This window comes from Roseofilum reptotaenium CS-1145 (assembly GCF_028330985.1).
GTDB lineage: Bacteria > Cyanobacteriota > Cyanobacteriia > Cyanobacteriales > Desertifilaceae > Roseofilum > Roseofilum reptotaenium.
This window is the reverse complement of sequence record NZ_JAQMUE010000049.1, coordinates 21904-30807: the sequence shown is the minus strand read 5'-3', so window position 1 is coordinate 30807 and position 8904 is coordinate 21904. Positions and strand designations below refer to the sequence as shown.

The following is an 8904-nucleotide window of genomic DNA, read 5'->3' as shown; positions in this document are numbered from 1 at the left end:
TAGGTTGTAAGCGACTCGTTTGTCAAATGCTGCCATTGAGGCGACTTGCATTTCTATGACTACGATCGAACCATCATTGAGAACGGCTTTTACATCTAAGTAGGTGTCTTTTAAGTTGAGAACTTGTCCCGGATTATAGGGGTTTTTGATCGTTAAGGATTGTATGATTTTTTCTCCATCATAAACGATGGCATTCAGAAAGCTGATTAATATTTGTTGGCTTTGTTCTGAGCCAAATATTTTTTTGAAGGCATAATCTATCTTGGGGTTGATAAATTTCATGATTTGTTTCTTTTGAGTCTTAAAGGATACTTTGAGTTTATCACAAGCCCTAACTGACTCGATCTTAACCCCGTTGCGGTCACTTGAGCAGAAAAAGTGACTCATCATTCGTACCTTCTCAAATCCCCAAACCCTGAGTACCACAAGTAGGGGCGAAAGAAATTTCGCCCCTACTGCCTTTTTTCTATTCCTTTTCTTACCAGCGCAAAGCGCTGTAATTAGCGTCCATTACCCCAATAAATGCCTGGAGCATAAGCTTCTTTCACTCGTCCAGTACGGCTACAAGTGAGTAGGAAATAATCACAGGACGGGCATTCAATTTGAGTTTGCTCTAACTTAACTAAGTGCTTGCGTTCAGCCGATGAACCGCAGTTCGGGCAGGGTATAGGTTGAATGAGAGGAATATTAAACTCTGAGGCATGGATATGGATGGATGAATGTTGATTCTCTGATGTATTTAAGGAGGTTTTCATGGTTTTTGAAAAATAAGTTTACAAAGTTGATTACTAAAGGGTTGAGCCATCTTCCGGTTTCCTTGAATTAAAGATCTTGCCTTAAGCGACTCAATAGAGTATTTATATTATAGTCAATTTTTTAGAGGTGTTACTTAGCCTTGAAATTCGTAAATCGTCCATTTCCCTTGATCCCTGACTGTTTGAAACCCTTTATTCATCAAGGTTTTGGACTGTTTCATGGAGCATAAATCCTGTATTAAGTTCTATGATCGAGATCTTAAAAATTTATTAAATTTAGTATTTTTTGATGGAAACTTACCTATTGATTCTAGAAGAAAAAGATGCTTATCACAGTTTACAGCCTTGAGCAATTAACTACATAATATCTTTATATTGTGGGGAGGTACAGACCCCAAATATAGGGAATCAACGGCGGTTAATCCCTAAAGAATAGAGGAATATTTATCGTCCTACGAGGATTAAGACAGAGCGATCGCACAATTCCTGTTCAAATTGGTTTTCTAAAACCATTTCTGTACCCGGTTTCCAGCTTTTCTGAACTGAAGTTAATCCTGTATCGGCAAATAAATGCCACTGTTTCTCATCCGGCAATTGGGGAACTTCAAACGTCAGAGGTTCCCAGTGCATATTCATCCCCACATATATATAGTCATCTTCCCCTTGCCCATCTTGGGTATGTTTGCCGCAGAGCAAAAAGGCGAGAGTCCGAGAATAATCAGCCCAGTCCACATTCCACGCTTGGGTTCCATGCCAACTAATATCAGCGTATCCACTGCCGACGATATCTTGATGGTGGAAATGGGTGCTGCGTCGCAGTACCGGATGAGCATGACGGAAAGCGATACAGTGCTGGAAGAATTCAAAAATATCTTGATTCGTCTCCAATAAAGACCAGTCTAGCCAATTCAGCTCATTATCATGGCAATAGGTATTATTATTCCCCTGCTTCGTGCGTCCCATCTCATCTCCCATTAAGATCATGGGTACACCTTGACTCACCATTAACAGGGCGATCGCGTTTTTCACCAGTCGTCGTCTAAGTTCATTGATTTCCGGATCGTCGGTCAACCCTTCCTCACCGCAGTTCCAACTAAAATTATCATTCGCCCCATCTCGGTTTCCTTCCCCATTGGCCTCATTATGTTTCTCTTCATAGGAGAATAAATCAATCAACGTAAACCCATCATGGGCCGTAATAAAATTAATCGAGGTTGTGGGGGGACGGTTCGTTTCAGCATACAGATCGGGAGACCCCATTAAACGATGGGACATCTCCCAAACCTCTGCATCTCCCTTGACAAATTGGCGCAACATATCTCGATATTTACCATTCCATTCTGCCCAACGGCCAAAGGAGGGAAATGACCCCACTTGATATAATCCTCCTGCATCCCAAGCTTCCGCAATCAACTTACATTTGGCCAAAATCGGATCGAACGCCAAGACTTCTAATAACGGAGGGTTAGTTAAGGGAGTGCCATCGCGATCGCGCCCTAAAATCGAAGCCAAATCAAACCGAAAGCCATCAATATGATATTCCGATGCCCAATAGCGCAAACAATCTAACACAATATTGCGCACAATGGGATGATTACAATTGAGTGTATTACCGCAGCCACTAAAATTAAAATAATACCCCTCTGGGGTCAACATATAATAAACCTTATTATCAATCCCTCGGAAGGAAATCATTTGACCCAACTCATTCCCTTCTGCCGTATGGTTAAACACCACATCTAAAATCACTTCAATCCCATTTTTATGCAGCTCTTTCACCAATGCCTTTAACTCATCAACCTGCATTCCCAACTTTCCGGTTGCTGCATAACCCGCTTTCGGCGCAAAAAAACCGACCGTACTATATCCCCAATAGTTATAGAGTCGCTCCCCTGTGTGTGGATTAAATCGATGATTTTCAAACTCATCAAACTCAAAAATTGGCATTAACTCCACTGCATTAACGCCCAACGCTTTGAAATACTCAATCTTTTCCCGCATTCCCGCAAACGTTCCCCGATATTTCTCTTTCACTCCCGATGAACGATGCTGGGTAAAACTGCGCAGATGCATTTCATAAATCACCAAATCTTCTGGCGGTAACTCTAAAGGCCGGTCATTTTCCCAATCAAAATCATCAATCACAATTCGCGCCCGATGTTGATAGATATCCTTAAAATTGGGCATCTCACCCCAAACATCTCGGCCGCCAATCACTTTAGCGTAGGGGTCCATCAAAATTTTGCTCGGATCAAACCAATGACCTTCGGTGGTCTCATGGGGACCATCCATACGATAGCCATATTCAATATTTTCATAGTCCAAGTCAAAAACCATCATGCAGTAAACATTGCCAATCCGAAATTCTTCAGGAAAGGGAATTTCTACTAAGGGTTCTGGATCGCCTTTCGTAAAGAGGACGAGAGTACAGGAAGTCGCATGACTGGAAAAAATGGAAAAATTTACTCCTCCTGGCTTTAAGGTTGCCCCAAAAGGAAAGGGTTTTCCTCGGCGCAATTTAAAGGTTTTATAGGTGCGCGTGGGATGAATATCAATACGTTCCATTGTTATAAGTTACCCCAGAGAAGATTGGTAAAAGATCGTGATTTAAGACAGGCGACGAGCTTCATCTATGGTTTCACAAAGGGTGAAAAAGTCGAGGAATCCAGTAATGGACATAGTGTCCCGAATTTCTTCTGATAATCCAACTAATATAATTGGTATTTTTTGCTCATCTATGTTTTTTTCGGCGGCTTTGCGATGTAAGACCAATAAGGTTCTCAGTCCCGCACTGGACATAAAAGAAACTTCTGTCATGTTGAGCAAAATTCTGGGGGCTGATTCGATCGCGGGTAGAATTTGCTCTTGCAAAGTAGAGGCAGTTTGTCCGTCAATGCTGCCTTTGACTTCTATAATCGTTACTAAATCTTCACTGTGAATGTTAATGTCCATGGGGGTGTTGGTCGCCGTTTAAGGATTAATGGGGAGAAACAGAAGCAACTGAGGGTTCCTGATTTTCCGAGGGAGCAGAGAGAAAGGATCGCCTCACCACTAATAGGGTCATATCGTCAAATTGATCCGTTTGATTGCGATGGGCGTTGATCCGATGGATAATCCGCTCTAGCAAGACAGTAGCAGATGTTGCGGGTTGTTCCAATATTGAGAGTAAGCTTTCTAGGGAAAAGGACTCACCTTGAGGCGATCGCGCATCGGTGATGCCGTCAGTGTATCCTAATAAAAGATCCCCTGGATCTAAGGTAACCTGATGACTTTTATACTCTGCTCCCATCTGAATTCCTACGGCTGGTCCTGTAGGGGGTAGAGATTCTTTTATTCCACCTCTTGACTTGAGAATAAATAGGGGTAAGTGTCCAGCATTGATATAGACTAAGTTACCAGTTTTTCGGTCTAATATACCAAAAAACAATGTGGCAAACATGCCTAAGTTTCCATGGTTTTTGGCTAAATAGTGGTTCGTTAACTCGACTGCTTTTAGGGCATTGATGTGATCGGCAGTATAAAGGTTGTGGTGTTCAGTGGAAGGGATCATATCATCCACCGTGAATTTTCCAGTTAAGACCAAACCATCTAAGCTGGTTTGTCCGGAAAAAATTCGGATTAAACTTTGAATTAAGGGCATAAATAGGGCAGCCCCGACTCCTTTATCGCAAATATCAGCAATGACTAAGCCGATGTAGTCCTCTTCTAATTCAAAAGCATCATAAAAATCGCCAGCTACTTGACGGGCGGGCTTAAACCAAGCTAAAACTTCCCACTGGGGAGGATTAAGAATGACTAAGGGTTTGGCTTCATCTCGTTTGGGTAAAAAATTGCGTTGAATTTGCCGACCTTTTTCTAATTCAAAGGTTAAAGTGGTATTGGCGGCATATAAGGCTTTATTAGCCGTTTCTAATTCCCTTGTCCGCCGAGTTACTTTGTCTTCTAGAGTTTGGTTGGCTTGAGCGAGTTGACGAAAACTCTTTTGAAGCTGGTCTGCCATGCGATTAAAGCTATCAACTAAAATCCCAATTTCATCCTCTCGATTGACCTGAATTCTCTGCTTTAGTTCTCCTGTACAAAGGGTTGTTGAAACGACAATTAAATCGGTGATGGGACGAGTGAAGCTGGTGGCAATGAACCACACGGCTGCACCAATGACCAATAGCGTTCCTAGGGTTAAATAGACAGAAATTTGCCAAAATTGCTCTTCGGGTTGGCGCAGTTCACGGGTTTGTTCTTGTAGCAGGAGAATCAGTCCATTATCCAGGGGTAAGGAGTAGCCTAACCAATCATTTCCATCGCGATCTTGTCGTTCAAAATGCTGTCCAGACGAGGTGAGGGTGGGTTGAAGGTCTGGATGATTTTCCCAAGAGATAAATTGGGGTTGGGAGAGAAGAGTAACATCGGGATGTACAAGAATGTAACCCTGACGATCTAAGAGCATGGCATAGCCAGTTTTTCCCCATCGTAGCGATCGCAGTTGGCTACTGAGGCTGACTAAATTCATACAACTGCGCAGGACTCCCATCACCTCCGTTTTCTCCCTAATGGGTACCGTCGAACACAAAACAGGCTGATTATAGGCTGGGGAAATGAAGGCTTCCATGGAGGTTGAACCGGCGATCGCCTGTTGAAACCCAGACCTGTTAGCCACATTTTCTCCGGTCTTTTCCCAGGTACTGCTCATCTCTTTGCCCTGGCGATCGAAGGTTTGTGCCCAAGTCAGTCCATAAGTCGCCACTACAAACCTTAAAATCGGTTCCTGACGCTCTTGGTTCATACTGACCATATCTTTAACTTGGGCAATATTACTGAGAATTTCCTCGGTTTTACTACTATAAGTGGCCAGTTGCTGGACGAGTTCCTGGGCGCGAATCTCCCTATTTTGTTTAGCACTCTGACGCATCCATGCTGTTGCCATAGAACGGGTTAACCACGATATCGCCAATAAACCGGGGATCGCAGCTAACAAAACCAAGACCGTAAGCTGAAAGCGTAAACTATGGCTAGAAAAAGATTTCATAGAAAAAGATTCCATATCCTCACCTTAAGCGGTGAATGGCTGGGTGCCTTAGTTCCTGAGATTCCAATCTTCAGGTCATTAATCAGAGCGTGTGGAGGAGAGCAACAAGACAATCTCAGCTATCCCCTACCCTTAAGATGAGCTAGATTAACCTTTTATTTTAACTGAAAACGAGCCTTCTCAGGGAGACTGGTTTGGCTTAAATATAGACCGAACCCAGAATTTTGGGATATTTTAATAGTCCCGTTCAGCGTTTTGGAGTATTTTGGTTCATAGCAGATTCAACACTGTCCCCGATAAAATTTGCGATCGCTAAAGTGTGTAATCTACCAGCAGGTTTGTTGCTGAACTTTCCTTGCTCACCTGATTTAAACTCTTCATCCTTGGAGAAGTCAAAGCGTATGAATATAACCACGAATTATGAGCCAAAACTCAATATCTTGGGAATACCCGCAGATCGGGGCAGATGGCTTTTCATTCCTTTCGGGATGATTATCCTGCTGTGCTTGGGTAGTGTCTATTCCTGGAGTATTTTTAGAACCCCTTTAGAAAATGAGTTGGGAATTAGTGCAACTCAAAGCCTATTGCCCTTCACATTTGTTTTGGTTTCCTATGCCATATCGATGCCGATCGCGGGTTTTTATATTACTCGGATTGGGGTGCGTGTCATGACGGCGATCGGGGGGATTATTGTAGGCTTAGGCTATATTCTTTCCAGCTTGGCGACTGATATTGGAATACTTATCTTCACCTATGGGGTAATTGCTGGAACAGGGATTGGTATTGCCTATGGTGTCCCGATGGTTGTGGTCTCTCGCTGGTTTCCTGATAAAAAAGGGTTGGCTTTGGGGTTAACCATCGTCGGATTTGGACTTTCGCCCCTGATCACTGCTCCCTTAGCCAACTCCTTAATCGATACCTATACGGTTCGACCCACGTTACGCATTCTCGGTATCGCCTTTACAGCCATTATTCTCGCCATTGCCTTCACTTTGAAGTTACCTCCTAAGGGCTGGCATCCTCAGCAAAATAGCGTTTCGTCCCAATCAAGCGTTGTTTCAGCCTATTCTGGGAACTTGCTCAAGAGTCGATCGTTTTATGGACTGTGGATTTGTTACGCCATTGGAACCATCGTTGGTTTGAGTGCGATCGGCATTTCTAGCCCAGTTGGGCAGGAAATCATTAAGATTAATCCCACTGTCGCTGCAAGCAGTGTTGCCTTATTTGCGCTCTTCAATGGGGCAAGTCGTCCGTTGTTTGGTTGGTTGAGCGATCGCTTTAAGCCTCACTACATTGCCATTTTGTCCTATGTGCTGATCTTAATCGGTTGTCTGTTAATGGCGAATGCTCAAACGGGACAAGTGGCGACCTATCTGATTGCCTTCTGCCTGTTTTGGTTCTGTCTTGGGGGCTGGCTGGCCATGGCTCCAACGATTACATTGTGCTTTTTTAACCCCGATCAATATGCTCAAAACTACGGTATTGTGTTCACAGCCTATGGTGTTGGTGCTTTGATTGGAACCCTAGTGACCGGCCGCATTCGAGATCTATTTGGCACATATAATTATGTGTTTTACTTTATGGCGTTTTTAGCGATTATAGGGATCGCGATCGCCCAGGTAATGCTCAAGCGGGAAAGGAACTGAAGAAAGTCATCGACGTTATAAACACTCAACCCGATATCCCTCTTTAAATGTCTCAAGCAGATCAACCGTCAGGAAAACCCAGTGCCATAAATATTGTTTTTGTCGGCTTCATTGCTGTCGCCATTCTCTTTGCTGGTTATACAGGCAAAATGGAAGAGGTGACGAATGCCAGTTTCGACTCCGCCAAAACCGCAGTCAATCTAGCCATTGATTTAATTGGTGTGATGGCACTTTGGCTCGGTTTAGTACGGGTACTCGAAGCAGGGGGACTGATGTACACTCTGGCGAATCTCCTGAAGCCCTTGATGGTTAAGCTGTTTCCGGATGTACCCCCCACCCATCCAGCCATGGGGGCAATGATCCTCAATATTTCTGCTAATATGCTCGGATTGGGAAATGCAGCAACTCCCTTTGGCATCAAGGCAATGGTTGAACTCAATAAGCTTAATCCCCTCAAAGGGACTGCCACGAACGCCATGTGCTTGTTTCTGGCAATTAATACCTCTAGCGTTGTGTTGTTTCCCTTGGGAGTCATTGGAGTCAGAGTAGCCGCCAATAGTACTAATCCGGCAGCGATTTTCCTGCCTACGTTATTAGCCACCCTTTGTTCTACGGTTGTCGGGATTTCGGTTGCGTCTTGGTTGGGTAGAAGAGATTCTAGCTTCCAGGAGGTTGAGTCTATCACAGAGCCGTCCCCAGAGGAATTAGAGATAGAAAGCAGCGATAATCGAGTGGAAGAAGTTGAAGAAGCAGATTATTCTCACCTGCTCTATCCCACAGGTAGAGCGTCTCAAATGATTGCTTGGTTATTTATCCTTGGGTTTAGTGGGACACTGATCTATGGGGTGATTCGCAGCGACACCCTAGGGGATTTCTTTAACCAAGATTTCATTTCTCATTGGCTAATGCCGATTTTGATCCTCCTCATTATTACTTACGGAGTCGGGCGAGGGGTAAAAGTTTATGAAGCCGTCACGGAAGGAGCCAAACAGGGTTTTGATATTGCCATTCGGATTATTCCCTTTTTAGTTGCTATTCTGGTTGCTATTGGGATGTTTCGCGCTTCTGGTGCGATGGAAGCCGTCTCTAATTTACTCGGTCCCTTGACTAATTTAATCGGAATGCCTGCGGAAGTCTTACCGATGGCACTGCTGCGTCCCCTTTCTGGTGGTGGTGCTTTTGGTATCATGAGCGAGATAATTGAGCGATCGCCGGATTCCTATAGTGCCTTTGTTGCTTCTACCATGATGGGGAGTACGGACACAACGTTTTATGTTCTCGCCGTATATTTTGGGGCAGTTGGTATTACGCGCATTCGCCACGCTCTAGCCGCCGGGCTTCTTGCCGATGCTACGGGAATTCTATCGGCTTGTATCTTTTCGAGTTTATTTTGGATGGGGTAACATTTGCCGCCTCTTCAAAAAGCCCGATTATCGGATATCCCAAATACATGCGGGCATTTGCCAAAGCTTACCCTGAC

Annotated in this window: 7 protein-coding genes; 2 read left to right on the top strand and 5 right to left on the bottom strand. The window is 44.0% G+C overall.

All coding sequences use genetic code 11. The annotated features are described in order from the left end of the window. From PN466_RS08150 to PN466_RS08130, 5 genes are all read right to left on the bottom strand, one after another. Window positions 1–282: Rpn family recombination-promoting nuclease/putative transposase (locus PN466_RS08150; RefSeq protein WP_271938531.1), on the bottom strand; the 282-nt coding region annotated here is incomplete at its 3' end. A 218-nt stretch (window positions 283–500) separates the two neighbouring features. After that, window positions 501–755: a hypothetical protein gene (locus PN466_RS08145; RefSeq protein ID WP_278003027.1), complete on the bottom strand. Its 255-nt coding sequence runs from the start codon at window positions 753–755 to the stop codon at window positions 501–503. A 444-nt stretch (window positions 756–1199) separates the two neighbouring features. After that, the gene (glgX, locus tag PN466_RS08140; protein ID WP_271938529.1) at window positions 1200–3320 is read right to left on the bottom strand and encodes a glycogen debranching protein GlgX; all 2121 of its coding nucleotides are present in this window, start codon (window positions 3318–3320) and stop codon (window positions 1200–1202) included. 42 nt (window positions 3321–3362) lie between these two features. Further along, on the bottom strand, window positions 3363–3707 hold the full coding sequence (locus PN466_RS08135) for an STAS domain-containing protein (RefSeq protein ID WP_271938528.1): 345 nt from the start codon (window positions 3705–3707) through the stop codon (window positions 3363–3365). 25 nt (window positions 3708–3732) lie between these two features. Then, on the bottom strand, window positions 3733–5778 hold the full coding sequence (locus tag PN466_RS08130) for a SpoIIE family protein phosphatase (protein WP_271938527.1): 2046 nt from the start codon (window positions 5776–5778) through the stop codon (window positions 3733–3735). 401 nt (window positions 5779–6179) lie between these two features. Between PN466_RS08130 and PN466_RS08125 the strand changes: the two genes are divergently transcribed. After that, window positions 6180–7424 carry an L-lactate MFS transporter gene (locus tag PN466_RS08125; RefSeq protein WP_271938525.1) on the top strand — a complete coding sequence of 415 codons (1245 nt, stop codon included), beginning with the start codon at window positions 6180–6182 and terminating at the stop codon, window positions 7422–7424. A gap of 47 nt (window positions 7425–7471) precedes the next feature. Next, entirely contained in the window at window positions 7472–8827 is a 1356-nt protein-coding gene (locus PN466_RS08120; protein WP_271938523.1) for a nucleoside recognition domain-containing protein, read from the top strand. Window positions 8828–8904: the final 77 nt, after the last annotated feature.